The organism is Bacillus sp. AFS029637 (assembly GCF_002584985.1).
Classification (GTDB): domain Bacteria; phylum Bacillota; class Bacilli; order Bacillales; family Bacillaceae_G; genus Bacillus_A.
In genome coordinates, this window is the sequence record NZ_NUPZ01000014.1 from 45,527 (window position 1) to 72,144 (window position 26,618).

At 34.2% G+C, this 26,618-nt stretch carries 22 protein-coding genes and 1 pseudogene; 9 read left to right on the top strand and 14 right to left on the bottom strand.

Annotated elements, in window-relative coordinates; all coding sequences use genetic code 11:
* Positions 1-124: 124 nt before the first annotated feature.
* Positions 125-772, bottom strand: coding sequence for a response regulator (locus COE49_RS05820; protein ID WP_088231904.1), 648 nt, complete (start codon positions 770-772; stop codon positions 125-127).
* A gap of 20 nt (positions 773-792) precedes the next feature.
* Positions 793-2,364 (bottom strand): GAF domain-containing sensor histidine kinase, encoded by a 1,572-nt coding sequence (locus tag COE49_RS05825; protein WP_088231903.1) that lies wholly within the window; start codon positions 2,362-2,364, stop codon positions 793-795.
* Between the two features lie 134 nt (positions 2,365-2,498).
* Between COE49_RS05825 and pdxK the strand changes: the two genes are divergently transcribed.
* Positions 2,499-3,323, top strand: coding sequence for a pyridoxine/pyridoxal/pyridoxamine kinase (gene pdxK, locus COE49_RS05830; protein WP_000174251.1), 825 nt, complete (start codon positions 2,499-2,501; stop codon positions 3,321-3,323).
* Positions 3,324-3,482: 159 nt separating this feature from the next.
* On the opposite strand, the gene COE49_RS05835 is transcribed toward pdxK, so the two are convergent.
* The 8 genes from COE49_RS05835 to COE49_RS05870 form a co-directional block, all read right to left on the bottom strand.
* On the bottom strand, positions 3,483-4,538 hold the full coding sequence (locus tag COE49_RS05835) for a diguanylate cyclase (protein ID WP_098253553.1): 1,056 nt from the start codon (positions 4,536-4,538) through the stop codon (positions 3,483-3,485).
* Positions 4,539-4,686: 148 nt separating this feature from the next.
* Positions 4,687-4,890, bottom strand: a complete 204-nt coding sequence (locus COE49_RS05840) for a YbdD/YjiX family protein (protein ID WP_071710843.1) — start codon at positions 4,888-4,890, stop codon at positions 4,687-4,689.
* On the bottom strand, positions 4,883-6,958 hold the full coding sequence (gene cstA, locus COE49_RS05845) for a carbon starvation protein CstA (protein ID WP_088231901.1): 2,076 nt from the start codon (positions 6,956-6,958) through the stop codon (positions 4,883-4,885). Before cstA ends, COE49_RS05840 begins: the two co-directional genes overlap by 8 nt.
* A gap of 122 nt (positions 6,959-7,080) precedes the next feature.
* Positions 7,081-7,797 (bottom strand): LytR/AlgR family response regulator transcription factor, encoded by a 717-nt coding sequence (locus COE49_RS05850; protein WP_098945761.1) that lies wholly within the window; start codon positions 7,795-7,797, stop codon positions 7,081-7,083.
* A 209-nt stretch (positions 7,798-8,006) separates the two neighbouring features.
* A complete protein-coding gene (locus COE49_RS05855; protein ID WP_088231899.1) occupies positions 8,007-9,206 on the bottom strand; it encodes an MFS transporter in 1,200 nt (399 codons plus the stop codon).
* Between the two features lie 155 nt (positions 9,207-9,361).
* Entirely contained in the window at positions 9,362-10,102 is a 741-nt protein-coding gene (locus COE49_RS05860) for a WecB/TagA/CpsF family glycosyltransferase (protein WP_098357131.1), read from the bottom strand.
* Positions 10,103-10,117: 15 nt separating this feature from the next.
* Positions 10,118-11,218, bottom strand: a complete 1,101-nt coding sequence (locus COE49_RS05865; RefSeq protein WP_088231897.1) for a glycosyltransferase family 4 protein — start codon at positions 11,216-11,218, stop codon at positions 10,118-10,120.
* A 76-nt stretch (positions 11,219-11,294) separates the two neighbouring features.
* The gene (locus COE49_RS05870; protein WP_098253281.1) at positions 11,295-12,701 is read right to left on the bottom strand and encodes an O-antigen ligase family protein; all 1,407 of its coding nucleotides are present in this window, start codon (positions 12,699-12,701) and stop codon (positions 11,295-11,297) included.
* 272 nt (positions 12,702-12,973) lie between these two features.
* On the opposite strand from COE49_RS05870, the gene COE49_RS05875 reads away from it, so the two are divergent.
* The 3 genes and pseudogenes from COE49_RS05875 (at position 12,974) to COE49_RS28430 (ending at position 15,036) form a co-directional block, all read left to right on the top strand.
* Complete coding sequence (locus COE49_RS05875; RefSeq protein WP_000924372.1) at positions 12,974-13,606, top strand: trimeric intracellular cation channel family protein; 633 nt, start codon at positions 12,974-12,976, stop codon at positions 13,604-13,606.
* Between the two features lie 248 nt (positions 13,607-13,854).
* Positions 13,855-14,232 (top strand): annotated as a pseudogene (locus COE49_RS28425) (protoglobin family protein); the annotation flags it as partial.
* Positions 14,230-15,036: a methyl-accepting chemotaxis protein gene (locus tag COE49_RS28430; RefSeq protein WP_406911558.1), complete on the top strand. Its 807-nt coding sequence runs from the start codon at positions 14,230-14,232 to the stop codon at positions 15,034-15,036. The pseudogene COE49_RS28425 and the gene COE49_RS28430, both read left to right, overlap by 3 nt.
* Before the next feature lie 91 nt (positions 15,037-15,127).
* Here COE49_RS28430 and COE49_RS05885 read toward each other — a convergent pair whose 3' ends face one another.
* Positions 15,128-16,441 carry an ArnT family glycosyltransferase gene (locus COE49_RS05885; RefSeq protein ID WP_088231893.1) on the bottom strand — a complete coding sequence of 438 codons (1,314 nt, stop codon included), beginning with the start codon at positions 16,439-16,441 and terminating at the stop codon, positions 15,128-15,130.
* Between the two features lie 312 nt (positions 16,442-16,753).
* Between COE49_RS05885 and COE49_RS05890 the strand changes: the two genes are divergently transcribed.
* The 3 genes from COE49_RS05890 (at position 16,754) to COE49_RS05900 (ending at position 19,938) form a co-directional block, all read left to right on the top strand.
* Positions 16,754-17,266, top strand: a complete 513-nt coding sequence (locus COE49_RS05890) for an acyl-CoA thioesterase (protein ID WP_088231892.1) — start codon at positions 16,754-16,756, stop codon at positions 17,264-17,266.
* 176 nt (positions 17,267-17,442) lie between these two features.
* On the top strand, positions 17,443-18,423 hold the full coding sequence (locus tag COE49_RS05895) for a glycosyltransferase family 2 protein (RefSeq protein ID WP_088231891.1): 981 nt from the start codon (positions 17,443-17,445) through the stop codon (positions 18,421-18,423).
* Between the two features lie 93 nt (positions 18,424-18,516).
* Complete coding sequence (locus tag COE49_RS05900) at positions 18,517-19,938, top strand: oligosaccharide flippase family protein (protein WP_088231890.1); 1,422 nt, start codon at positions 18,517-18,519, stop codon at positions 19,936-19,938.
* A gap of 110 nt (positions 19,939-20,048) precedes the next feature.
* Here COE49_RS05900 and COE49_RS05905 read toward each other — a convergent pair whose 3' ends face one another.
* Both COE49_RS05905 and COE49_RS05910 read right to left on the bottom strand, forming a co-directional pair.
* Positions 20,049-20,987 carry an NAD-dependent epimerase/dehydratase family protein gene (locus COE49_RS05905; RefSeq protein WP_088231889.1) on the bottom strand — a complete coding sequence of 313 codons (939 nt, stop codon included), beginning with the start codon at positions 20,985-20,987 and terminating at the stop codon, positions 20,049-20,051.
* 58 nt (positions 20,988-21,045) lie between these two features.
* Entirely contained in the window at positions 21,046-21,618 is a 573-nt protein-coding gene (locus tag COE49_RS05910) for a TetR/AcrR family transcriptional regulator (RefSeq protein ID WP_088231888.1), read from the bottom strand.
* Between the two features lie 169 nt (positions 21,619-21,787).
* On the opposite strand from COE49_RS05910, the gene COE49_RS05915 reads away from it, so the two are divergent.
* Both COE49_RS05915 and COE49_RS05920 read left to right on the top strand, forming a co-directional pair.
* Positions 21,788-23,341, top strand: a complete 1,554-nt coding sequence (locus COE49_RS05915) for an ABC-F family ATP-binding cassette domain-containing protein (protein ID WP_088231887.1) — start codon at positions 21,788-21,790, stop codon at positions 23,339-23,341.
* Positions 23,342-23,435: 94 nt separating this feature from the next.
* Positions 23,436-24,893: an ArnT family glycosyltransferase gene (locus COE49_RS05920; RefSeq protein ID WP_088231886.1), complete on the top strand. Its 1,458-nt coding sequence runs from the start codon at positions 23,436-23,438 to the stop codon at positions 24,891-24,893.
* Positions 24,894-24,967: 74 nt separating this feature from the next.
* Here COE49_RS05920 and COE49_RS05925 read toward each other — a convergent pair whose 3' ends face one another.
* Positions 24,968-26,428: a glycosyltransferase family 39 protein gene (locus COE49_RS05925; RefSeq protein WP_088231885.1), complete on the bottom strand. Its 1,461-nt coding sequence runs from the start codon at positions 26,426-26,428 to the stop codon at positions 24,968-24,970.
* Positions 26,429-26,618 lie beyond the last annotated feature (190 nt).

Sequence of the window (26,618 nt, forward strand, 5' to 3'; positions counted from 1 at the left end):
GTTGTTTTGTTGCTTACAAACATATTTTATCTTCATATCAAGATAATTTCGTCCTCACATAGACGTATTTTTCCATAAAAAAAGTCCACCTTCTAAAGGCGAACTGGGTCTTACGACTTTTGTCTTATACAATTCCATTTCTCACTGCATATAACGCTGCTTGCGTACGATCGGATAAATTTAATTTACTCAAAATACTACTCACATGCGCTTTAACCGTTTTTTCTGTAATGACTAAAACCGCAGCAACTTCTTTATTACTCATCCCTTTTGCTAATAGCTGTAACACTTCATTTTCTCTTGCTGTTAATACATCTACATGAATGAAGTGTTCCTCTTCTTTCTCTTCCTCCGGTAAAGATTGAGAAAGAAGCGCATTTGCTATATCCGGATGTAACTGTATATTCCCTTTATATGCACTACGGATTGCCTCAACAAGTTGATCTGGTTCTACATCTTTTAAAATATACCCACTTGCTCCCGCTTTTAATGCTGGTAAAACATGCGCTTGATCAGAAAAACTCGTTAATACAATTACTTTTACATCTGGATATTCCTTTTTTATGTGAGCTGTTGCCTCAACCCCATCCATTTCAGGCATGTATAAATCCATTAATACAACATCAGGATTTGCTTCTCCTACTTTCACTAAAGCCTCTTTCCCGTTATTTGCTTCCCCAACTAACTCTAAATCCTCCTGGGTACTTAAGAAAAATGCTAATCCTTTTAAAACAACTGTATGATCATCAACTAGCAATACTTTTATTTTCACAAACTTCCCTCATTTTCACATCATAATGGTACATTTATTTGTATACTTGTTCGTTTGTTTTCACTTACAATTTTAATTGTCCCGCCAATCAGCGCTACTCTTTCACGCATCGTTGTCATACCAAGTGATTTCTTCTCTTTTATGTCCTTTTCTATAAATCCATTACCTTGATCTACTATTTCTAATGATACATTTTTCTCAGTCACTTTAAAATAAATCGTTGCTTCTTTTACACCTGCATGCTTACTTACATTATTTAACGCTTCTTGTCCAATACGCCATAATGCTTCTTCTACTACACGTGGTAAATCACGAACACCTGTAACTTCTTCCCTAACTTTCAATCCTAAATTTTCACCATACTGCTTTAAAGCTGGTAATAAGCCTTTCTCTAATCCTGCCGGACGGAGCTGCCAAATTAACGTCCTCATTTCCTTTAAAGCACCTTGCGCTAATTCACGCATCTCGTGCAAAGATTGATCTACTCTCTCATTTTGGCCTTTTAAAACTGCCTCAGCACCTTTTGTCATAAAGGTTAACGAAAATAGCTTTTGTGAGACGGAGTCATGTAAATCTCTTGCTAAACGATTTCTTTCTTCCATTCGTACAAGTTCGCGTCGTTGCTCATTTAATCTTAAATTCTCTATCACGAAAGAAATATGATTTGTTATAGCTTGAAGCACATCTATCGTATTCACATCAAATTCACCATTATTTGAACTAACACATAAAACACCAAATATGTGACTTTGAATCTGTATTGGTGTGGCAATAACTGTCCTATTCGAAGGGACCCTATGACTAATTTGACGTTTTAATAAAATAGATTCACCTTTTTCTAATGCTTCTTTCGCCGCTTCTTTTACATCCTCTTGTAATTCTTCCTGGCAATAAGATGCTCGCAAAGCTAACTCTTCCTCTTCCCTAATAAAGAATGCTACTTGATTCCACTGAAACACTTCACCTAATTGATTTACAACTTTTTCAGGCAATATATTAAACTGATGAATCGTTCTCAAAGCTTGAATGAAACGTTCTAATTTCACATAATAATGTGCTCTTCGTTTTTCATTTTCATATAATTTTGCCCGCTTTAAGGCCGTTCCAATTTGGAAGGCAACTGATTGGAGCAATACTAATTCTTCCTCCGAGAAATGTGTTTTACCTGGGCTTGCAACATTTAATAACCCAAATTTTTCTCCTCCAGCTTTTAAAGGTACCGTAGCATGATGAAGAATTCCCTCTGTATCTCCCCAATTGTATTCAATTGCATTATTAATTCTTTTACATTCAATAATATTAACAGCTCTCTCTAACTTTCCATCTACAAAACCACGTAAACACCAACATTCCCCTTCACACATCGGGCGTTTGTTTTCATATGTAAGCGCCTCTGGTAACTGGTAATCGATTAACTTCGTGTATTTCCCATTTTCATCAGCAAGAAAAATCCATCCTGTCGTTAAACCTGTTACACTAAGTAATTTTTCTAGCACTGCTTGTAGTACATGATATGTATCATTTGATGTATTTAGCGTTTCTGCAATTTCTTTTAATATAACTAATTCATTTGTACGATTATCTCGAAACATACTTAATCTCCTACATACAAGATTTTAAATTACCCCTAAAGTAAATCATCTACTTTTCACTTTGTACTTATTCGTAACATTGATATAATGGTGAAAACATAGTTTTCATTATATCACTTGAGGGGGATTTCATAATGACATTAAATAAAGCACTTACTATCGCTGGTTCTGACACAAGTGGTGGTGCTGGTATACAAGCAGATTTAAAAACATTCCAAGAACTTGGTGTATACGGAATGACATCTCTTACGACAATCGTAACGATGGATCCACATAACGGTTGGGCACATAACGTATTCCCAATCCCGGCTTCTACATTAAAACCACAATTAGAAACGACAATTGAGGGCGTTGGCGTAGATGCTTTAAAAACAGGTATGCTTGGATCAGTAGAAATTATTGAGATGGTTGCAGAAACAATCGAAAAGCATAATTTTAAAAACGTAGTAGTTGACCCTGTTATGGTATGTAAAGGTGCTGATGAAGCATTACATCCTGAAACGAATGATTGCTTACGTGACGTTCTTGTTCCAAAGGCATTAGTTGTAACACCAAACTTATTTGAAGCTTACCAATTAAGTGGCGTGAAAATTAATTCTCTTGAGGACATGAAAGAAGCAGCGAAAAAAATCCACGCTTTAGGTGCTAAATACGTCCTAATTAAAGGCGGTAGCAAGCTTGGTACAGAAACTGCAATCGACGTCCTATATGATGGAGAGACATTCGATCTTCTAGAATCTGAAAAAATTGATACGACAAATACACATGGTGCAGGTTGTACATATTCTGCTGCAATTACAGCAGAACTTGCAAAAGGAAAACCTGTGAAAGAAGCAGTAAAAACTGCTAAAGAATTTATCACAGCAGCTATTCGTTATTCATTCAAAATTAACGAATACGTAGGCCCTACACATCACGGTGCATATCGTAAATTCGTTGCATCAAAAGAGCTTGTCTAACATATAAAGTGAAACTTTCATCAGTGGGGGTTTTGTTCATCCCCCACTGATTATTATCCTTCACCAATCAGGGTCTTACTGCCTGTTGATGCGGGATAAATGAAAACACCCACAGAGTCTCTGTGGGTGTTTTTATAAGCCCTTCTGGTCATCTTACCTTTAAGATGCAGAGCTAACTTTATTTCTACCATTTCGTTTCGAGTAATATAACGCATCATCCGCTGCTTGAATAAATTGATTTGGTGATGACTCATACTCGGAAATCCCTACTGAAACTGTAATTTTTATTTTTGTTCCATCTAACAATTGAAATGAATGTTTCTCAACAGCTGTACGAATTTGTTCACCCATACGCATTCCATAAGTTAACCCCTTTTTCGGTATCAAAAGTGCAAATTCTTCTCCACCCTTTCGAAAAACCAAATCTGGAAATGTTGAAATTTCTTGTAAAATACGTCCTACCTGTTTTAACACTTCATCTCCTGCAGGATGCCCATATGTGTCATTTACATACTTAAAGTGGTCAATATCTATAAATAGTAAACAAAGTGAATCATTTTTCATGTTCTTATTGCCAATATGATGATTCATCTCTAGATCAAACTGCCTTACGTTTCCTAAGCCTGTTAATGCATCTATCGTCGCATACTGTTTCATCGTTTGAAATAACTCATTAGATTGCAATACGTAATTTGCGCTTATAAATGTGATATATGCTGTAACACTACTACAAACTAAATATAACGCTACTACATATATATCATTAAACAAGATATAAATCGGTATTATTAAAATAAACAAACTACACACATTAAACCATATCCACTTTATAAATATTGAAACTTTCATCCGCCAAATAAAGTGAATTCCAATCCCTATCAATACGATAGTATAGCAAGCCAATTCAGAAGCTAAAGAGTGCTCAGTAAAAAACAATCGAGTAATTAAAATAATAGTAACTGTTATACTACTTGCTATCGGACCTCCAATTATAATTGCCAAAATAACAGCTAAATAGCGTAGATCCAACATAATATCTTCAATATGCACACCAAAATGCATCAACAGTACACTTAATATTCCGGTAAACATACCTACTGTACATTTCTGCCAAAAAGAGAGTCCTTCTTTTAACGGCTTGTCTCTTAAAAGCTGGCCTCCAACAAAAATAAAGGAAAGAATAATTGTTGTGTTTACAAATAGATCTCTTAACATAAAATAATCTCCCTACTTTTCCATCTATCCCTTTCCTTATTTTATTGTATACGAAATGTCTATAATTCCCAAAGCTTTTTATTTATTTTTTGCTGTTCCACGTGAAACAGCAAAAAAATAAAAAAGGACGAATTTTCGTCCTTTTTTATTAACAACAGCGTGATATCTTTCCACCTTTTGCGTTAAATCTAGCTTCTTGTGCCTCAGCAAAAAATTGCTTTTGACATACAATCTCTTCTTCTGGATGATGCTTTTTCATATGGGCGACATATGTTTCATAGCTCGGTACCCCAACAAGTAAGCTAATAAATTGTTTCCTTTTCCCCCATACTTGCCGTAGTCTTTTAAGCATAGTTCCTCGACTCACTTTCATCTCTAGGAATATATGGTGCCTCTTTTAACGGCATCGGCTTATTTTTTAATACTTGAATCCAAATTCGAATTGCAGAAATTAATACAGCGATTACAACTATCATAAAAATCCCGCATAGTGCTGCATCAACATAATCATTAAAAATAATTTGCTTCATTTGAGCAACATTTTTAGCTGGGGCTAACACTTTCCCCTCGTCTAATGCTCCCTGAAACACCTTCGCGTGGGATAGAAATCCTATTTTAGGATTTTCATGAAATAACTTTTGATAACCAGCCGTCATTGTTACAATAAGTAATCCGACAGTTGGAATTAGCGTCACCCAAACATATGCCTTTTTCCCCATTTTGAATAAAATTGTCGTTCCAAGTAGTAATGCAATACCTGCTAACATTTGGTTTGCAATCCCGAAAAGTGGCCATAATGTATTAATTCCACCAAGCGGATCTACTACCCCTTGGTATAAGAAATAGCCCCATCCTAATACACATAACGTTGTAGCTATTACATTTGCTAATGTAGAATCTGTTTTCGCAAATGGCTTATATACATGCCCTAAAATATCTTGAATCATAAATCGACCTACACGCGTTCCAGCATCAATCGTTGTTAAAATAAATAGTGCTTCAAATAGAATAGCAAAATGATACCAAAATGCCATCATTGCCGTTCCACCTATTACTTGTGAGAAAATATATGACATACCTATCGCTAACGTTGGTGCACCACCTGTACGGGATAAAATCGTTTGCTCTCCAACATTTACAGCAAGTTCTTTTAATTCATTTGGTGTAATAGCAAATCCCCATGAAGAAATTACTTGAGCGGCCTGCGATACATCCGTACCGATAAGTGCCGCTGGACTATTAATCGCAAAATAAGTGCCGGGTGTTAATACACAAGCAGCAATCATCGCCATCGCTGCTACAAACGACTCCATTAACATTGCTCCATAACCGATTGGCTGTGCATGTCCCTCTTGTTCAATCATTTTTGGCGTCGTACCTGATGAAACGAGAGCATGGAATCCAGACACAGCACCGCAGGCAATTGTAATAAATAAGAACGGGAATAAATTACCTGAGAAAACAGGACCTGTTCCATCGATAAACTGAGAAACTGCTGGCATTTTTAGATCCGGTGCTACAATTAAAATACCGATTGCTAATCCAACAATTGTTCCTACTTTTAAAAATGTACTTAAATAATCACGCGGTGCTAGAAGCATCCAAACTGGTAATGCTGATGCAATAAACCCATATACAATAAGCATAATAGCGATCGTTTCACCACTAAATGTGAACATACTTGCAAGCGTTGGGTTTTCTGCTACATACTGTCCCCCAATAAGAGATAGAATAAGTAGAATAATACCAATTACTGACCCTTCTCCAACCCGTCCAGGCCTAATATAGCGCATGTAAACTCCCATTAAAATAGCGATAGGAATCGTTGCCGCTATCGTAAACATTCCCCAAGGACTTCCGATCAATGCCTTTACTACTACTAACGCTAATACGGCTAATAAAATAATCATAATGCCTAAAATACCTATCATTGCAATTAGCCCTGTAACAGGCCCAATCTCATCTTTGATCATTTCTCCTAATGATTTACCATTACGTCTCATTGAAGCAAATAAAATAACAAAATCTTGTACTGCTCCCGCGACAACTACCCCAACAATAATCCAAATTGTTCCTGGTAAATATCCCATTTGCGCCGCCAAAATCGGCCCTACTAAAGGTCCCGCCCCAGCAATTGCTGCAAAGTGATGCCCAAATAATACCCATTTATTTGTTGGCACATAGTCTTTCCCATCATTTAATGTATGGGCTGGCGTTTGCCGATTGTTATCTAAACCAAAAACTTTTCTCGCTATAAATCTACTATAAAACCGATAAGCAACTGCATATACACATACCGCTGCTACTAAAAGCCATACAGCATTAATAGTTTCACCTTGTGATAAAGCTATTACGCCAAAAGCACCTGCTCCTACTGCCGCAATAACTCCCCAAAGTAAGATCGACTTCAATGTCTTCAAATACAATCCCCCCAATACTACTTCTTAGTGGAAATTGTACTAAATTTTCTGAATATTTAAATTGAATCCCCCTTATCATGAAGGATTTTTAGTTTATCATGTTAAAATACTCTTATTACCTGCTATAATTCAATTTTATTTCGAAGGCGTTTTACATAATTACGGCTGACTGGAATCGGTTGCTCATCATATCTATCTAAATACAAATTATATGTGCCATTATAATAAGGCTTCAATTCTTGTACATATGACATATTAATTAAATAGCTTTTATGCACACGTAAAAAATCATATACATTTAGCTTATTTTCTAATTCCTGAAGTGTATATGTTGAAATATACTGATTATTTGTTGTATAAATGGAAACTGTTTTATTCTCTTTATTTTTACTTACATATACAATATTTTCCGGGAAGATATAGCGAATTCCCTCTTGGCCTTCTATCGGTAGCTTTCGTAAACAACTCTTTGCTCTCTCTCCTTGCTCTTTACCCATTCTATATAAAAGAAATTGTAAATCATCTTCACGAAATGGTCGTAGTAAATAATAAAATGCTTGGAAACGAAAAGCTGTAATGGACTCTTCTATATCTTCACCTACAAAAATAAATTTTGTATAGCAATTTACTTCCCGTAATAGACCCGCATATTCAAAACCAGTACCATCTAGTAATTTTGAATTTAAAAAAACAAAATCTGGTGTATGTTTTTTCATCAAAAATAATGATTCTGTTCCCGTCTTTGCTTCAAAGCATTCTACATTTCGTATATTTTCAGTAAATGTTTCAGCTAAAACTTTTCGTTCTTCTGCATTTTCCATGATTAGTAAAATTTTCATTTCTTCAACCACCTAATTCTTTTCTCCGTATTTCCTGTTGTATACATTCGCTTTTATAAAAAATAATTCCTTTTTCTTACTATACCATGATTTATCTAAAAAAACAGAAAAAAGGAAACCATCACGGTTCCCTCTGTTCTTTTATTCCGACTGGTGCGGCCAATAATGAAATGAGCGGGGATAGATCACCCACTCATTAAAGTTTCACTTTATATTAATTCCCGTTGCTTCGTTTCTTGCCCAAGTACTATCACAGCAAAGACGCCAATTAAAATTGATCCACAGAAAATCGTAAATATTAATGATAATGAAGCTTGTGAAGCAACTAAATATCCTACTAGTAGCGGCCCAAGAATACCACCAATACGGCCGAATGCCGCTGCCATACCTGCACCTGTACCACGAATAACTGTTGGATACTGTTCAGGCGTATAAGCGTATAACGCACCCCAAGCACCTAAATTAAAGAAGGATAATAACATACCCGCCACGATTAAAACTGTTAATGACTCTGCAATTCCAAACAAGTAAGCACTGCACGCTGTACCGATTAAATACGTAACTAACACAAATTTACGACCAATACGTTCAATAAACCAAGCGGCAGTGAAATAACCTGGAAGTTGAGCTAATGTCATAATAAGTACATACTGGAAGCTTTTTATTAAACTAAACCCTTTTAATACCATTACACTAGGTAACCAAAGGAACATTCCATAATAGGAAAAGACAACACAAAACCATAAAATCCATAGCATAATTGTAGCTTTACGATATTCTCCAGACCAAACTGACTTTATATTTTGGGTAACAGATGGTCTTTTTTCAGCCTTTTGGAATCTTGGAGAATCCGGCAAACTCCATCTTAAATATAAAGCATATATTGCTGGAACCGCACTCAATATCATCGCAACTTCCCAACCATATTTCGGGATAACAAAATACGAGATAAGGGCTGCAATTAGCCAGCCACCTGCCCAAAAACTTTCTAATAGCACAACAATTTTGCCTCGCTCATGTGCTTCAACACTTTCTGATACTAGTGTAGAGGCAACCGGCAACTCTCCGCCAAGTCCCATACCGATTAAAAATCGTAACACGAGGAACATCGCGAGTGTCGTCGTTAAAGCCGTTAAACCACTACCGATAGAAAATAGTAATAATGTAATAATAAAGACTGATTTCCGTCCTATTTTATCTGATAGTATTCCAAAAATAAGCGCCCCTACTGCCATACCAATTGAGTTAATGCTACCTATCCAGCCCATTTCCTGACTCGTTAATCCCCACTCTTTTTGCAATGCTACCATTACAAATGAAAGCATTCCAACATCCATTGCATCAAATAACCATCCAAGCCCCGCTATACCAAGTAGCTTTCGCTTCGAAATTTCCTTTACCTTGCCCACAAGAAGTCCTCCTTACACAGCTGTCTTTACACATCATTTTACATGTGTGAATTGTATAAGTAAAATACTTTCGTTTAAAAAAATTCTCCTTCATCATTCCCGAGAAATAAAATATTTATCAAAAATGAACAAATAAAAAAAGTAGCGATATTCCGCTACTTTTTTGAACGCATTACTTCTTTTAAAAATTCCGCTAATACTAACTGACGGCGCCAACGTGTTGGATTACTACATAATCTATAAAACCATTCTAAGTTAATAGCTTGAATCCATTTTGGCGCACGTTTTACCTCTCCAGCCCATACATCTAAACTTCCACCTACTCCAACAGCCATTTTCGTTTCTAAACGCTGCTTATTCGTTTGGATGAAGTTCTCTTGTCTTGGGAAACCAAGTGCAACAAGCAGTAAGTCTGGTTTTGCCTCTTGAATGCGAGAAACAATATTCTCTTCTTCTTCTTGTTTAAAATACCCATCTTGTGTACCTACAATAGATACCGCTGAATATGTCTTCGTTAAATGCTCCGCTGCAGCTTGTACAACATGCGGTTTTGCACCTAGTAAGAAAACCGATACTGGTTTATTCTCTTCTGATAACTTCGCAAATAAATTACACATTAAATCAAAACCTGCTACACGTTCTTTTAAAGGTGTACCAAGCATACCACTTGCTTTTACAACTCCAATACCATCAGGTGTAATTAAATCTGTATTTAATAATGTTTTATGGAACTTTTCATCCTTTTTTGCGCACATAACAATTTCCGGATTTGCTGTTACTACCTGAAAAGTATGAGCTCGCTCCAATTCTAATTGTTTCTTTAAATATTGGATCGTTTCATCCATTGTCATTGTGGAGAAAGGGACACCTAAAATATCAACCTTTTGTACTTCCATAATTAACTATCCTCTCTATTTCAATAAAAGTTTTTTATATGCATTACGAGTATCTTCATACAAATTCTTTAGTGAGAAATGAGTAGATGCATGATTATATAAACGATTTCCCATCGCTTCTAATTCATTATTCAACCATTTTTCATACGCATTTTCTAATGCGCTTGCTAACGAATCTGCATCACCAATTGGTACAATCCATCCATACGTATCATCAACTATTAACTTGCTCATATCACCTACATTTGTTGCAATAGATGTTAGGCGTTGATTCGCCGCTTCTAATAAAACAAGAGGGAAACTTTCACTATAAGAGGTTAACAAATTAATGTGTGCAGATGCATATAATTCTTTTGAATCTGTACGAAAACCTAGAAAAATCACCTTATCCTCTAAGCCTTTTTGTTTCACCATCTCTTTTAGTTCTGCTTCTATAGGTCCATCACCAAGTAAGAGCACCTTTATATTTGGAATTTTAGTTTTTTGTAACGCTTCAAATAAAATGTTATGGCCTTTAACAGGATGAAGACGTGCCACTTGGATGGCCGTAAATACTCCTTCGCCGATGCCAAATTCACTCTTATCATAAGGCTTTGCTGGAGTGTTATCATACTCGATTCCGTTATAAACGGTACAAATTTTCTCTTCTGGTACACCAAGTTTCATTATATTTTCTTTGAAATTTTCCGTAATTGCAAAGAACAAATCTACCTTCCTGAAAGAACGTAAATTTAACTTCGTAAATACCCATCCCTTTAATCCTCTCTTCATAAAATCCAAAGTTGGATCACTGTGGACAGTCATTATCCATTTCGCTTTTATACCTTTTTTCAAGAGGGAGAGATAGAAATTTGCTCGTGCGCCATGTGTATGCACAATGTCAAATTGGTTTTCATTAATAAATGCCTTTATTTTTGAAAGAATTGATAGGTCGTACCGAGATGATTGAGTAAAAACATGTACTTGAATACCGAGGTCCCTCGCCTCTCTAGCGATCGCACCTTCTTCAAATACCATTAATTCCACTTCTTCCTTTGAAAATTGAGATAAAAGTGAAATAATATGTGTTTTTCCCCCACCTTCTTCTGCACCAGCATTCATATGCAACACTTTCATTTCTTACATCCCCCATTTTTCTTTTTATTTACTCTAACAAAATAAAAGCTAACATATGCTAGCTTTTATTTTTCTATCATTCAATTTCCAAGTCAACTATTAAATATGCCATGATTAATACTAAATAGAAACTTACTCCCGGTGACATTAAAATATGACCAGCTATAAATGAAATACCTAATCCGAGAAGTATCGATGCAATCACCATTGCATATTTCACTGTGAATACTTGTCTAAATTTAGTAAATACACATACGATAAATTTAATACCAAAGTATAAGAATGGAATTACAAGTAAAATGAACCCTATGATTCCAAAAGAATAGAACCAATCGTGGAAGTCACGTTCAATTAATTTCGGCTCTGCTTTATAGTTACCAGCATAACCCATACCTAATAATTTTTGAGACGTTGGGGCTTCTTTATAGAAGTCTTTATACATTTGCTCAAATAATTGACGCCCACTAAAAATAATAGCTTGTGTTTCTTCTTTTTTCTCTGCAACTTTCTCTTTTTCTTTTTCTTTCTCTTTTTCTTTCTCTGTAACAGGAGGTTTATGCTCTTTGCCTGCTCCCGGCTCTTTTTTCTTCTCTTCCTTTTTCGCAGTCTGTTGGTCTTCAATTAATTGAACGTGAATACCCATATTTTTCAAGAATGGTGAAAAAGGTGTATACGCCATAATTCCTACAAAAACGGTCATTGCAATAAAACCGTTTAATAAATATATATTTTTCTTTCCTTTTTTACCTTGTGTAAAGGCTTGAATAAAGCACATAACAACTGCAATAGCCATTGTTGCATAAATTGCGCCTACGCCAACCTTCGTACCAACTGCAAATAATGAAAAAACAACTAAAATGGAAGGAATCCAGTAGTATATTTTTCCCATACTTTTTGTTTTTTCAATTGAATATAAAACAACAATCGGACACATGATCGCTAAAATAGATCCTAACTCATTGCCTGCATAAAACCAGCCACGTGATCCTAACTTTAACCACTCATAATTATTGTAATCTGTTCCTGTTGCAATCGAAACTACCATTACTACTCCAATAATTAATGATGCATACGTAACATAGTCACGCATTTTCGAATGGCCTTTTTCCTTTAACGATTTAAAAACAAATACATAGCAAGTAAGCATAACAAATGGATATAATGCTTTTGCTATAAACTTGATTTCTTCTGTAAGTACCATAGGATCCTTTGTAAATTTATTATTTACCAATCCAATGGTGAAAACTATTCCAACTAGAATTATATACGCTATATATTTTATATTTCCCTTTTTCTTCGTTTGAATTAAAATATATATTCCACCTAAAAACATAACGAATAAGCGTGTAATAACCCCAATAGTCGTATCAATTTTTAGAACCATTATACAGAATGCCGTAAGCAAATCTAAAATTGGTTGCAACAAAATAAAGATTAGTAGAAAATTTTCAAATTTATTACTCTTACCATTTTCGCTTAACATTTAGAACCTCCATAACTATTACCTAATTTCAATCTATACAGTTTATACTTTTTTATTGTCTCAAATATTTATTATAACATATATTTTTCAATTAAACGTCTCACATTTCTCCCTCAATTTACCTTATAGAAAAAAAGCAAATTTGTATTTCCAAGCGCTTTCTTTTCTCATTTTTTCTTTTTTTCTGCATGTAACGAAAATGCATTGTTATTTACATAACTTTAGTGTATATTTTTTCTCTGGAACATCTTTAGGAGGAAGGGATTACAGCCATGTTATTAATCGACATATTTACGTTTCTTGGCATTATCGCCGCTGCTATTTCCGGTACATTAGTTGGTTTAAAAAAAGATTTAGATTTATTCGGTGTCCTTTGTTTAGCCGTAGCTACTGCGCTCGGCGGCGGTATTATTCGTGATATTATGATCGGTAACCTGCCTCCTGTCGCATTTGTAAAACCCATTTACTTTTTCGTAAGCGTATTATCGGCATTATTTACTTGTATGTTTTTTGAACGTATTAATAAGCTTCAAGTCGTTATTATGCTTTCTGATGCTGTTGGCTTAGGTGTTTTTACAGCTATTGGTGCAAATGCGGCAATGTCACATCACGTTGACGCCTCGTTTTTAGTCGTTTCAATGGGAGTCATTACAGGTATTGGAGGCGGTATTTTGCGTGACATTTGCGCTCAAGATATCCCTTATGTATTCCGAAAAGAGATTTACGCAATCGCTTCTATCTTGGGAGCAATTAGCTTCCTAATCACACATGCAATGGGCGCACACGTGTTAGCTTTCTATGTTTGTTTATTAGTAACATTCGTTATTCGTGTCGTCACTGTAATATATAATGTGCATTTCCCAGTTTTCTTTAAAACACATGCTAAAATTAATAAAAGCCATTAAGAGAATTCTGCATAGAATTCTCTTAATTTATATACTATTCTATACATCAATGTAGAATAATTATATATAAGGATATATAATTATATAAGACAAAAAATGAAAACGCTTTACAAACAGGAGGCAGAACAATGCTTGGGGTTTTTAAAAAACATACTACTAAAACAAGCGATAGTATAATTGAATTAAGTAAGGATAAACAAATAATATTTAACATTCCTGCTAATTCTGAACTAAAAATCCAAATGGATATGCTACATATTTCAAAAGAAGATTTACAAATTGTTAAAGTACTACAACCCTTTATCTATGAGGAGATAGATTGGATTACGGAAAAGTTCTATACCAATATTACAAAACAACCTAATTTAATCGATGTTATTGAACGTTACAGCTCTATTCCAAAACTAAAACAAACTTTAAAAACACATATAAAAGAATTATTCAGCGGAAATATGCACGAAGATTTTATTGAACAACGTGTTAGAATTGCCAAAAGGCATGTGCAAATTGGTTTACATAGAAAGTGGTATACTGCTGCTTATCAAGAATTATTCCGCTCTATCATGAAGATTTTACAAACAAAAATTACAACAATCGAGGATTTTTCTCATTCTATAAATGTAATAAATAAATTATTCACTCTTGAACAAGAACTTGTTCTTGCTGCTTATGAAGCGGAGTATGAAAGAATACAAAAAGAACACGAAAAAGAAAAAGAAATAACAGCTATGACAATTACACATATCGCAACAGAACTAGCATCTGTATCTGAAAAAACGAACTCTTCTATTCAAAAATTAACCGCTAAATCGGAAACGATTGTAGAAATCGCTAAAACAGGTACATCATTAGCTACAACATCGGAAGAAAAAGCGAATAAGGGTAAAGAACAATTAAATCAGCAAAACAAACGAATGGAATCCATTCAAACGAATATGGAAACCATTATTACAGATACTCATGAACTTCTCGATATTTCTAACAAAATTAACGAAATTATAGATATCGTAAAATCAATTGCAGAGCAAACAAATTTACTAGCACTAAATGCTGCTATTGAATCTGCACGTGCTGGAGAATTTGGTAAAGGCTTTTCTGTTGTAGCCGGAGAAATTCGCAAGTTATCTGAGCAAACGAAAGAATCTATATTTAACGTTACAAAACTCGTTGAAAAAACAAATGAACAGATTACTCGTGTCTCTTCTTCCGTAAAGCAAATTAGCTCTCTCGTTTCTGAAGGAACAGATAGTATGTATGCAACAGATCAATACTTCCAAGAAATCGTAAACGACATGTCTAACTCAAAAGAACAGAATAAAAAAATTGAAAATGAGTTGGAAACTATTTCACAAGTAATGAAGAGTATTCAAGACGATTCTTCAAAAATGGCCCTAACAGCTGATAGTTTACAGCTAGAATTAAACCGATAAGGTAAAACGTAGGTCAGTGGCGATCATTCATCCCACTGACAACTAGCCCTCTCCTTCCATCAACAAAAAAAGAATCCGAAATGGATTCTTTTTATTTTCTGAAGAATATTTTTTGACAGTAAACATAACTCATATAAACACCAAAACTTTGCAAAATAAACAATGCTGGCACAATGATATTATAATATGCCACATCTACTTGGAATAACCTTAATAATACATATCCGCTAATTAGCAATACGAACAACATATATCCTTCATTTTGTTGTTTTTTAATAAGGAAGTGCAATAAGGCTATAGCCATAAATAACGTTACAGCTATATATATAAGCTTTTCGCATTTGGACAGAATAGAATTTGTTCCCTCGTTTGAAAACTGATTCATTACTGGTGTTAAAGTTTTAAATCTTTCTCCCTCAATCTCTTTTAACTTTTGATCAATATGCTCTGTTACACTTTGATTTTTCGGTATTTTTTCCTCACTTTGAGTTTCTCCGATTAAGACAGATTGAACATACGCCTCGTTCGAAATCGTATATTGTGACATTCCCATTGTATGAATCCCGTAACTCACACCAAAATGAACGCTATAAAACAGAATAAGGATCCCTATCATCTTTAATAGCACTTTTTGTTTCGTTGCCGATTGAAAGAGTTCAATTAATAACACATATACGGCGATAAAAATAGGGAGAAATAATCCCATTGGCAAAATCATATTGCTAAATGCAAATAAAATCGCTGAAAGCACCCACATATAAGGATGATCCAATCCTTTATATAAGAGTATGTAACAAGCAAAATAAAATAAAAATATTGCAAGTGATTCTGGCGTTAATAAGGAACTCATAAATACATTCGGAATATATAAAGCGTAAAATACAGACGCAATGCGACCACACTCTTCCCCAAAAACCATAGTTGCAATACGATAAATGAAAAATGCAGTCCCCGCGCAGAGCAAAACGTTAAATAATTGCAATGCGAATACTGTATCGCCAAATATACGAATAATAATTGATTCATAAATAATAAAAGGCAACTGCACTACATTCTCTACGTTATTGCCAATTGCAATCTGCTTAGCAGACTCAAACATAGCTTTCATATCACCGATTATCGGAACATCTACAAATAGAACCACACTAAGTCTCGTAACTATAGATATACTTAAAAGAAAAATAAGAAATTGTTTATCTGTAAAACGATACTGTAAAATCGATGCCACTAACAGCATAAGAATAACAAAAATCACCATTACGATTATTACACTTGTTGTATTTCCTCCGAAAAATTGCTTACTTGTTTCAAACGCCGACCAACAACTATACACAAAAAATGCGAGCATCGCACCGATCATTATTTTACTGAAGAAAGATGAAAAATTTGTTTGTATATGATTCATATATCCATTGCACCTCTATTTCCATTCATAACAAAACGATTCTATCATGAATAGGTACACGGCTGATAGGGAATTTCTATGACAAATACAGAGTCATAACTTTTTCACTTGCAATGTAAGCGAATCCTCTTTTACACTACACTTTATATATGATAAATTTTCTTTCAGTTACATGAATACAAATACAGAAGTTTTACTAACCCTCTTCTGGAATTCTTTACTTCATTAAATATCTAACGATTTTTAATAATTTTGTACTCCACTTACAATACATGTCATTCTGATTGAAAACAGAAAATAGGGGCTGAATATATGGAAAAGAAATTCATGCGAGAATCAAAAGCAATTAAAACAACACGTGTTTTTCCTAATGATTTAAATAACCACCAAACGCTTTTCGGAGGAAAACTATTAGCAGAAATTGATAGCATCGCCTCAATTGCAGCTGCAAGACATAGCCGTAAACATTGCGTCACAGCATCTATCGATTCCGTTGATTTTTTAACTCCCATTCACCAGGCAGATTCTGTTTGTTATGAAGCATTCGTATGTTACACTGGAAAATCTTCCATGGAAGTTTTCGTAAAAGTAATTGCAGAGAATTTGCTAGCAGGTGAACGTAGAATAGCTGCAACATGTTTCATTACATTCGTTGCGTTAAAAGATGGAAAACCTTCATCTGTTCCACAAGTACTTCCTGAAACCGAAGAAGAACATTGGCTACACACAACTGGTTCAGAGCGTGCAGAAAATAGAAAAAAAGGGCGTTTAAAAAGCAAAGAAATGGCCGAAGTATTAACATTAAGCAAACCTTGGGGTATGTAATATTTGATTTACCTTCCTTTTTACACATCAAAAAGGAAGGTTTTTTATATAAAATACATATTGTTGATTTACAAAGTTTATATGCGGTAAACTTATACAGATGTTCTTGTAATCTTCTACCTTGCAAAAGGCCTATATAATGTACAACATAAAAAATTTGAGGAGATAATAATTATATGATGGAACAAACACAACTCGTTTCCGTTATTATCCCGCTGTATAATGCGGAAAAATACATTGAAGAGACGATGGAATCAATCCTGAATCAGACATATAAAAATATTGAAATTGTAGTTGTTGATGATGGAAGTAAAGATCAATCAGCTTCTATTGTTAAAAATATCGAAAGAAAATATCCTGAACAAATAAAATATATCTTACAAAAAAATCAAGGTGTTTCTGTTGCTCGTAATACAGGAATTGAAAACGCAAGCGGAGAATATATTTCTTTTCTTGATAGTGATGATTTATGGCATCATACAAAAATAGAAAAGCAAATGGAAAGCATGCACAAAAATAATATGAATGCTTGCTATTGTGGATATATGAACTTTTACGAAGAAACTGGTGAAAAGGTTGAAAACACGACAAACTTTGTTAAAGGAAATATGACAAAAGATTTCTTAACACATCAAGTTTTTGCACAAACGAGTACTTGGATTTTCAAAAAATCTATCGTGATGGATCATAATATTCGTTTCACACCAGGATGTAGCTGGGGAGAAGACTTAGAATTTCTATTTAAATTAATGAGTGTAACAAATGTGTGTTATGTCGATGAATATTTAACATATTATCGAATCCTATCAGGAGGAAGCCTTTCTTCGAATTATAAAGAGTATGAATTAAAAACAACGAAAGAATTAGAAGTATTTACTCGAATGAAGAATTGGATTCATAATAAATCTGAAGACTTAATCACGAAGGATTCTACAGAGCTTATTGAAATCCTTGAGACTTACCTATTTCCATATACAGTCATTAACAATGCTTGTATATACATTAAAGCGAGCTCTAAATTAGATAAATCAAAAGTCCAATTAATTAAAAGCGATATAAAGAAATATTGTCGCAAAATCTATTCAAAAAATGGAAAGCGTAGCAAAAAATTATACGCGATGCTTTGGTTTGTACGCATCAGATTTCTGTTTTCTTAAATAAAAAATAAGCTTTTAAACATTCTTCCCTTAAACAAATTTAATTTACAAATTGGACAAAACGTGTCCTGAAGAATAGAAAGGTCTTTTTCCATGAAAACAAATAAAATCCTAAAAAATGCCTCCTACCTCTTTGTAGGAAATATTACTGTTCGATTTGTACTTGCTATTGCCACGATTCTCTTTGCAAGATATGTTTCACCAAATGAGTACGGGATGTTTACAGTTGCATTAGCAGTTTCCGCTGTCATTTGTTATTTTACAGATGCAGGTTTAACACATACGTTTATGCGTGAAGGAACGAGAAGTGACGCTAACATTAGCGTATTAATAAGTAGTTATTTACGTATTCGTTTAGTATTAGCTATCGTAATTTCTGTGCTCTTCGCTATTTTTGCTCAGTTCTTCTACACTGATGCTTACTTACGTGCCATGGTATATTGGGTCGTACTACCAACCATGTTTGGAGCCACTTTACAAGGTGTTGGGATGGCATATTTCCAAGTAACAGAACGCATGCAATTTACAGCAATTATTTCTGTACTACAAGGTGTGACAGCCGCAGCCGCTCTTCTGCTAGGGATGTCATTTAAATGGTCACTTATGATGGTAGCTGCCATGTACGGAATATCTAGCCTTGTAACAGGGATTATCGCCTTCTTAATGGTACTCCGCCATACAAAAGTTCATAAAGGCTGGGACAAAGGAATTTTAGATCAACTGCTTATTTTCACAATCAATGGCATTATCATTATGCTTTTACCACAATTAGGTCCTATTATATTAGAAAAAGTTTCAACACATGAGCAAGTTGGATTCTTTGGGGCTGCCTATAAAATACCTGCCGTACTGTATCAAATACCTGGTGTAATTGCAGCGGCCTTTTATCCAAAATTATTCGCTTTTGGAAATGAAAAAAATATTGACGAACATAGAAAGCTATCTCAGTTCGAATTAAAACTTATGTCCTTTTTAGGTATGGGAATCGCTATCCCATTTATCGCCGATCCAAGTTTTTGGATTGTTACTTTATTAGGTGAAAAATACGCACCAGCTGGTGATGCTCTTGCAATTTTAGCCTTTATGGTCATTTTACAATCTATCAACTATCCACTCGCTGATAACTTAACAACAATTGGACAACAGTGGAAACGTGCGACAATAATGGGAATTGGATTGGCTGTTGCCATCATAAGTTACATCATTTTAGGTAGTGAATTTGGAATGATGGGAGCTTCTGTAGCAGCTATCCTTACTGAAGTTACTTTATTAATTGGATTTACTTTATTTGTCCGTAAAGGTTTCGGGCTATTATTTAAAGGAATTATATTTAATAGCCTCGCATTTATAATTAGTTACGCCCTATACCGCACAGTATTCATTTACTTGCCACCACTAGTAGCTTTAACACTTACTGGTATATTGTACGGCATTATCGGTCTTGCCATTGATCCACAAATACGCAGGTTACTTTTAGACTTCGTAAATACAAAACTTGGTAAGAACATAGCATAAAAGGAAACTTTAATCAGTGGCGGTTTTGTTCATCCCCACTGATTATTATCCCGCAAATAGCGGATAAAAGCGGATTTCTTTCTCATCCATTTGAGAAAGAAATCCGCTTTTTATTTACTATTATTATTCATATATATAATGGTTTCTTTTAACCCTTCATAATATGAAGTTTTAGGTAGAATACCTATATACTTTTCATATTTCTCTCCACTTAATATAACTGGTTTTTCTGTCAAATATAACATTTCAACATATTCCTTCATCTGCTTATCAAATAAACCAATTAACTTTATCATACCTCTTTTTACAGTCATAACCCGTTTTGTATATCCCGTTAATTCACGTATATATTGAATCATTTCTTCTCCTGTAATAACACCACAACCTGGTATATTCCAATGTTGCCCATACGCTTCCTCATGTAATGCTAATTCTACCATCGCTTTTGCGCCATCTGGCGTAAAAATGTACTCACGTGCAATCTTCTTATCTCCAACAAAACTAGATCCTTTATTTGCAAGCACTCCATTTAAAGTATGATGAATAAGTGTGCTTTCTGCCTGTGGACCGTAAAAGTCAGGAAAATGAGCGATAAACATTTTGACGCCACTCTGCTCCGCCATCATGCCGAGTTGTAATCGGATTTTCCCCTTCTTCGTATGGGGTTCCTTTTCAGCACTTTCTTTAACAAGCCCTTGAACTTGCCTTCCATATGCATAAATATTATCAACGATCCCTAACTTCAGATCATTCTCTTTTGTTACTTCTAATATATTTCTTAGTAGTTTAGGCTGTTTCTCTTCCCAATCTGAATATGGAATATTAACAGCATGAAATATAACATCTACACCTTTCGCTGCACCTATTATGTCTTTCTTTACAAATACATCCCCCGCTACCGTTTGTATATGTTCTTCTCCTTGAAATAAACTCTCCAGCTTCCCCTTATTTCTCGCAAAAGCAATTACATCAATTCCTCTATTACATAACTCCTTTGTAATTGCATATCCCATTGCTCCAGATGCTCCCAGTACTAACGCTTTTTTCATCATAATTCCCTCCCTAATTAATTAACCACCGTTCAATTAATTACAAAAAGAAAATCACTTACATTAGAAGCGATTTCGAAAGAAACTCTACATGCGCCCTAGCTAACCCTTTTACCTCATCAAATGTTTGCCCACTTCCGCAATAATGCGCCACAAACCCATGTAATGATAAAAAGACAGACCATATCGTCATTGTATCTATTTTTTTATTACATAAAGAAAAAATAACCTTTGCAAATTTTTCATAACTAACATTCGGACTGTCCGCTAAACATTTCTTTAACTCGCTATCTTTAATTAAAAACATAATTTCATAATGGCTTTGATTTTCCAAACCAAATTCTATAAAGCCAAACAAGACTTCTTTTAACTGCTCTTCTGAAGATAAACTTCTTTTGCTAATTTCATCTAATTTGTTATTTAACAATTGAAAGTCTTGTTCTACCATCGCATAAAAAAGTTCAGCCTTATTTTTAAAATGGTAGTAAATCGAACCATGGCTATACCCTAGTTCTGTCGCAATTTTACGCATTGAAGTGTGTTGATATCCTTGCTGTACAAATAAATCCCTTGCTACATTCATAATCATTTCTCTTGTTAATTCTTGTTTGACTGCTTTTCTTGGCGACATTGTTTATACCTCACAAAATAATTAACCACTGTTCAATTACATTATATATTTTTTCCAAAATAATGCAACACCTTACTTTTAAAAATATCCGTTTTTGAAATGATAGCATTATACGAAAGAATTTAGTATCATGATTCAAGGTACTATTTCAAATTGGACGGAGGATATTATGAGCTTATTAACAGTCGAAAAACTAGGACATACATTTGGTGATCGAACACTATTTAAAGATGTATCTATGCGTTTACTAGCAGGAGAGCACGTTGGTTTAGTTGGTGCAAACGGTGTTGGTAAATCAACATTTATGAATATTATTACTGGACAACTTATCCATGATGAAGGTCGTGTAGAATGGACACCTGGTACAAATTACGGTTACTTAGACCAACATACAATTTTAACGCCTGGTCGTACAATTCGTGACGTATTAGCAGATGCGTTTTTACCTTTATTTGAAAAAGAAAAAGCACTAAATGAAGTTACAGAAAAAATGGGAACTGCTACACCAGAAGAATTAGAAGAACTTCTTGAGCAAATGGCGGAGATTCAAGATGCCCTTGAAGCAGGTGGTTTCTATTTATTAGATATTAAAATTGAAGAAGCAGCGCGTGGTCTTGGAATTGACGCAATTGGTCTAGATCGTGATGTTGCAGCATTAAGTGGTGGACAACGTACAAAAGTATTACTTGCAAAGTTACTACTTGAGCAACCTGAAGTATTACTATTAGATGAGCCTACCAACTATTTAGATGTTGAACACATTCATTGGCTAACAACTTATTTAAAAGAATACCCACATGCATTCCTATTAATTTCCCATGATACGGAATTTATGAATAAATGTGTAGATATTATTTTCCATCTAGAATTTACGAAAATGACGCGTTATACAGCGACATATGAAAAATTCTTAGAGCTAGCGGAAATGAATAAAAACCAACATATAAACGCTTATGAAAAGCAACGAGAGTTTATTAAAAAACAAGAAGATTTTATTGCGAAAAATAAGGCTCGTTACTCAACGACAGGCCGTGCAAAGAGTCGTCAAAAACAATTGGATCGTATGGAACGTATCGATCGTCCTGAAACTGCTATTAAACCTGAATTCTCATTTAAAGAAAGTCGTGCGAGTAGTCGATTCGTCTTCGAAGGAGAAAATGTAGAGATTGGATATACACATCCGTTATTACCAAAGTTAACAATGACAATTGAACGTGGTGAAAAAATTGCAATTGTTGGATGTAATGGTGTCGGTAAGTCAACACTATTAAAGACGATTTTAGGTAAGATTAAACCATTAAGCGGAAAAACAAGTCTTGGTGACTTCTTAAACCCATCATACTTCGAACAAGAAGTGAAAGCTGATAATATAACACCAATTGATGATGTTTGGAATACATTCCCTAGCTTAGATCAGCATCAAATTCGTGCAATGTTAGCGAAATGTGGTTTAAAAAATGAACACATCTCTCGTCCACTAAATCAACTAAGCGGTGGCGAACAAGCTAAAGTTCGTTTATGTAAGCTAATGGGTGAAGAAAGTAACTGGTTACTCTTCGATGAGCCAACAAACCACCTTGATGTTACAGCAAAAGAAGAGCTGAAAAAGGCGATGAAAGCATACAAAGGAACAATTCTGCTTGTATGTCACGAACCAGATTTTTATGAAGGTTGGATAACAAAGACTTGGGATGTAGAGAAATGGGCCCAAGAAAATTCTTAATCACCTGAAATCATCCCTTTACACCATCACTTAGTGTGTAAAGGGATTTCCCCTTAAAATAGCTATAAAATTCAATAAGGAGTTTTTAATTATAATGCAAAGTTCATTTTTTCTAAAACTCAATACATTTTGTGTGAAATCCTTGTTAGTACTATGTCTCATTATTTCTGCAGCCATTACATGGCAATCAGTTTCTGTGGTTAGAGAACAAGCCCACACTCGTTTACTTATTATAATCCCGAGTATTATTCTAATCGGTCTTCTATTCTTATTAATTGGCTATATTTCTAATAAATATATGTCAACACTAGTATTCACTATTTCACTTATCATTTTAGCTTTCTCTATTCGATTAATCTGGGTTCTTACTGTCCAAACTCCTGTCGAATCAGATTTTGCTATGATGTACAATAGTGCTGTACAAGCAACTAAAGGAGATTTTAGTTTTGCCCAAAGTACATATTATACTTCATGGGTTTACCAACTTGGATTTACAATGTACCAGGCTCTTATTATTAATTTATTTGGTGAAGGAACCTTCCTTCTAAAGCTTTTAAATATATTATATTGTACAGGAACGACATTACTCGTTTACAAAATAACTTCTCATATATTTAATGAGTGGTCTGGACGCGTCGCTGGATTACTATACGCAATATATATCCCAAGCGTCGTATTGAGCTCAGTCCTAACAAATCAACATCTTGCTACATTCTTATTTTATCTTGGGTTTTATTTATTAATTACAAAAGGCTTAAGCCATAAATATATGTGGATTTTCATAGGAATTTCGCTTTCTTTAGGCGATATCATGCGCCCGCTTGGAGCTATCATCCTAATTGCAGTAACTATTTATGTCTTTTTACAAGGTATACTAGGAAAATCAAAACAAGATATTTTTACTTCCATTAAAAAACTTTGTGGGATTTTTGTCGTATTTTACCTTGTACATTACATTATAAGTTATTCATTTATATATGCCGGAATTACACAATACCCATTATCTAACCGTGATCCTCTTTGGAAATTCACAGTAGGGTTTAATCACGAAACAAAAGGGGGATATTCTGCATCAGATGCAGAATATATTATGTCCTTTGAAATCGGTGAAGAACGCAAAGCTGCTGAAAAGAAACTAATTCAAGAGCGAATATCTGATCCACAAAAAGTTTTATCTTTATTTGGTGATAAGTTCACGCTCATGTGGGCAGATTACGATTCCGCCCCATTATGGAGTTTACTAACACTAGGGGACACAGATAATGATATGCTGACTTTAAAAGACAACCTTACGAAATATGAAAAGTATATGTACATTACAGCTATGCTCCTTAGCACAGTAGCACTTCTTTATCTCACATTGACGAAGCAAAATAATACACATTATACACTGTTTTTATTATTGATAATTGGTTATGTAACTGTTCATTTCTTAATCGAATACCAAACAAGATATCGATACTTCATCATTCCTAGCTTTACGATTATTCAAAGCTACGGTCTATATTTATGCTATCGATTTATATCGAACAGAAAGACCTCAAAAATATAAAATACAATGATGATTTAATTATCACAATAAACAAAAACGAAATAAAAAGGCATGAGCCCGGTGCAATACCGAACTCATGCCTTTTTATTTCTACCCATATTCTCTTTTTTATTGTAAACATAATTTATAGCAAAGGCCGACAAAATGATCATAGATATTGTAGCCGAATAATGATATCTTGATGCTACTTCTACTAATAACTGCGCCATTGTTAATCCTATTGTAAATAAACAAATCATAAATAGGATCGATTTATCTTTATTTTTTATCATTATTAACACACCTAATATCGAAGTCACAATTAAGAAGTAATAAAAAATATTAGATGCCACAGTGTATCTTACTACATTGTCTAGCGCAGGCTCTGCGTAAGAAACCGCTGCACTATCTTCACTTAAAAAGACAAAGAATTTATCCGAAAATAATTTCATAAAATCGATATTATCATTTTGTACTCTATTTTTCGCCTCTTCTAGCATTTTTTGTTGAGCATCATTAGCAGTCCATCCTGGTTTATTACTGTACTCAAACAATAATTCTGCATCTGGCATGTTCCACTTCCCTGCGTTCTCCTGGTTAAATCCTACATAAATATTATAGCCCGGGGTTGATGCTATCTCTTCACCTAAACGTAATGTTATATACTGATTAATCGCCGAAGAAAAAATAATATATCCAATAACGATAGCCCCTACATATACTACCTTATTTAATAATATTTTTTTATTTCCTATGTGCTTCGTATTAATAATAAATAACCATATGACTAAAGCTATAATTGGGACAGCTGCAATTGGTCGCACCATATTCATTAATGCAAATAGTGCTGCTAATAAAATCGAATAGACGAGTAATTTTTTTATATTTATATTATGAATCTTCTCATGAACCATTATCATAACTGTCCAAATCAATAGCAGTATTGTACAATACAATGGCTCTGACAGTGCAAACATATTATAAATCGTTTGAGAAGGCAATACGATCCATAAAATACTTGCTGTTATTGCTGTTTTAACTCCACCAATTTTTCTAGATATAATATATATTAATCCCATTGATATTGTAGTTAAAACAACATTTATAATGGGAGCTACCATATAACTTGCTCCAAATATTTTTAAGAAAATACTTAAAAATGAGGCGTAACCAAAAATGTGTGGAAATAACGCGATGTAATTATTATTAATAACAAATTCTTTACTTAATGCTTCTGCAGTATAATAAAAAGTAGCGTAATCAACCAACGGCTGGATTTTGTATGTCAGAACCCACGTTAATTTAACGGCTAAGCAAATAATTACTAACACAAAAAAGCATTTTTTCTCGTTGAATTTTTCTAGATATAACGAACCTTTTCTAAGTATATAGGACCCAATTGTACATAAAAGTATGACCCCAGTTACTATCATTGTGTAATTGTATTTTTGCGTATCCGAAAAATAATCAATAATTAATATTGAGGCAAAAAACACATATATTATGTACACTGCACGTGTAGAGAAAGTCGATAACCCTTTTAAAAATAATTCCAATACAATCTACTCCTTTAAACATTGGTACAAAGGCACCACTATATACTGTATAAAGCTAAAGCACTTTATAACTAATCAATTATAAATGAAAATCAAAAACATTCTTATTTTCATTTATGCTATAATCTATATGAGTATTCAAATAATCCCAAATAATGACGTACGAACCATACTACATACCACTATACAT

Coding starts and splice junctions, on each gene's coding strand:
- COE49_RS05825 (WP_088231903.1), bottom strand. CDS start 2,364: ATGTTTCGAGATAATCGTACAAATGAATTAGTTATATTAAAAGAAATT.
- pdxK (WP_000174251.1), top strand. CDS start 2,499: ATGACATTAAATAAAGCACTTACTATCGCTGGTTCTGACACAAGTGGT.
- COE49_RS05835 (WP_098253553.1), bottom strand. CDS start 4,538: ATGTTAAGAGATCTATTTGTAAACACAACAATTATTCTTTCCTTTATT.
- COE49_RS05840 (WP_071710843.1), bottom strand. CDS start 4,890: ATGCTTAAAAGACTACGGCAAGTATGGGGGAAAAGGAAACAATTTATT.
- COE49_RS05850 (WP_098945761.1), bottom strand. CDS start 7,797: ATGAAAATTTTACTAATCATGGAAAATGCAGAAGAACGAAAAGTTTTA.
- COE49_RS05860 (WP_098357131.1), bottom strand. CDS start 10,102: ATGGAAGTACAAAAGGTTGATATTTTAGGTGTCCCTTTCTCCACAATG.
- COE49_RS05865 (WP_088231897.1), bottom strand. CDS start 11,218: ATGAAAGTGTTGCATATGAATGCTGGTGCAGAAGAAGGTGGGGGAAAA.
- COE49_RS05870 (WP_098253281.1), bottom strand. CDS start 12,701: ATGTTAAGCGAAAATGGTAAGAGTAATAAATTTGAAAATTTTCTACTA.
- COE49_RS05875 (WP_000924372.1), top strand. CDS start 12,974: ATGTTATTAATCGACATATTTACGTTTCTTGGCATTATCGCCGCTGCT.
- COE49_RS05885 (WP_088231893.1), bottom strand. CDS start 16,441: ATGAATCATATACAAACAAATTTTTCATCTTTCTTCAGTAAAATAATG.
- COE49_RS05890 (WP_088231892.1), top strand. CDS start 16,754: ATGGAAAAGAAATTCATGCGAGAATCAAAAGCAATTAAAACAACACGT.
- COE49_RS05895 (WP_088231891.1), top strand. CDS start 17,443: ATGATGGAACAAACACAACTCGTTTCCGTTATTATCCCGCTGTATAAT.
- COE49_RS05900 (WP_088231890.1), top strand. CDS start 18,517: ATGAAAACAAATAAAATCCTAAAAAATGCCTCCTACCTCTTTGTAGGA.
- COE49_RS05905 (WP_088231889.1), bottom strand. CDS start 20,987: ATGAAAAAAGCGTTAGTACTGGGAGCATCTGGAGCAATGGGATATGCA.
- COE49_RS05910 (WP_088231888.1), bottom strand. CDS start 21,618: ATGTCGCCAAGAAAAGCAGTCAAACAAGAATTAACAAGAGAAATGATT.
- COE49_RS05915 (WP_088231887.1), top strand. CDS start 21,788: ATGAGCTTATTAACAGTCGAAAAACTAGGACATACATTTGGTGATCGA.
- COE49_RS05920 (WP_088231886.1), top strand. CDS start 23,436: ATGCAAAGTTCATTTTTTCTAAAACTCAATACATTTTGTGTGAAATCC.